The following is a 1434-nucleotide window of genomic DNA, read 5'->3' on the forward strand; positions in this document are numbered from 1 at the left end:
GCGCTATGCTATGCCCACATTTTTGCAAGTTTCCAGCCGTGCACCATGCTGTCGAAGCGCTGTAGCCCATGCAGCATGGTGATCGGTCCCGGTTTTGCTTCGCTGGCATAGCCGGTCCATCCTCCTAACCGCGCAATTATCCAGCTAGCCCACGCCATGCTATGCATGGGGTGGGGGTCTTTTTGCTTGGCAGTCCTTCCCTGGAGACTGCCCTGCAGCTTTCCCAGCACTTCTACCTCATCGTCGTCAAATGCGTCACTCGCCGGCTGCTGCGTCTGACCGTCGCGGGCATTGATCAGCTGTAGCGTGCGCGTTGCCACCAGCGTCGCAATGCTGGCCAGTTTTACCAATTCGCTCGCTTCTTCCAACTGACTCGACTCCAAAGCGAGCCCTTGCCGCTTCAACGTACGGAACAACTGCTCGATCTGCCACCGCTGCTCATACCAGTTCAGTAGCTGGAATGCTTGTTCGCTTGCTGTCACTTCATGGGTGGTTAGCAGAATCCAGTGCACCGGTTGCTCGCCGGGCACCACTGTTTCGGGGCGCTCCCTCAGATCCACCACCGTTAGCGCGATACTGGCCTGCCGTGCACGGCAACCTTGAGGGCGTCGGATCTTTACCCGCCCGTAGCGCAACTCCATGCGCGCCCGGTGTGCGGTACGTGCGCCCTTGCGTTCACCGTCCGTACTGCGGAATGCCTTACCTGCTGGTCGCGCCGACACATCGAGGATTTTACAGGCCATCGCTGGCTGGCTGTCCAGCCAGGCAAACAATGTGCCGCCCTCTTCGATCGGCCGGTCACAACGCGCACGAGTGAGCAGGTGCAGATGACCGTCAGGGATACGGTCCCACATTTCGTAAATGTCGCTTTCGCGATCCGCCACCATCGTCACCAGCTCGGCCTTCTCCAAACAGCGTCCAGCTCCCTGCGCGCCTTCCAGCCAGCACATCGATTCCTTTTCCTCGATGGCCCGTCGCCCCCGCTTAGTCGCTCTGTGCGGGTCACGCACCCATGTTACCTGGTGCGCAATGCCGAGGCAGGCGTTGCTTTCAGCATCAACTGCCAGCACCGGATGGATAAACAGTCCGCAGCCGCTGTTCTTGCTGATGTCACCCAATCCGCTAGTACGTCGGGCGTGTGCGCTGTAGTTCAATTCACTGGTGTCTTGAATGGCCAGCACATGGCGACCGGCCGCTGCCTGTGCAGTGCGCATGCTGCCGTAACGAGTGATTTCTCCTGAAGTCACGCTGTGATGCTCCAGTAACCGGTGAAACCGTCTTTGTGTGGCACGGTCATCGCTCAACTGCCGCAAACACACCGTGCCACGTTCGATCATTCGACTATAGAGCAGTGATCCGGTCTTGCAAAGCCGCTTATCACCGAACTCCCCGATGCAAGGAGCATCGGCTACCAACATTGTCGCCTCCATCGCC

General features: G+C 59.1%; 1 protein-coding gene. It reads right to left on the bottom strand.

All coding sequences use genetic code 11. The features are described 5' to 3' along the window. Positions 1 to 8 precede the first annotated feature (8 nt). Positions 9 to 1434, bottom strand: a 1426-nt coding sequence (locus tag F1609_RS33870; RefSeq protein WP_206752984.1) for an IS4 family transposase, incomplete at its 5' end; no start/stop codon positions are given.

Source organism: Massilia aquatica, from assembly GCF_011682045.1.
Taxonomy (GTDB): domain Bacteria; phylum Pseudomonadota; class Gammaproteobacteria; order Burkholderiales; family Burkholderiaceae_D; genus Telluria_A; species Telluria_A aquatica.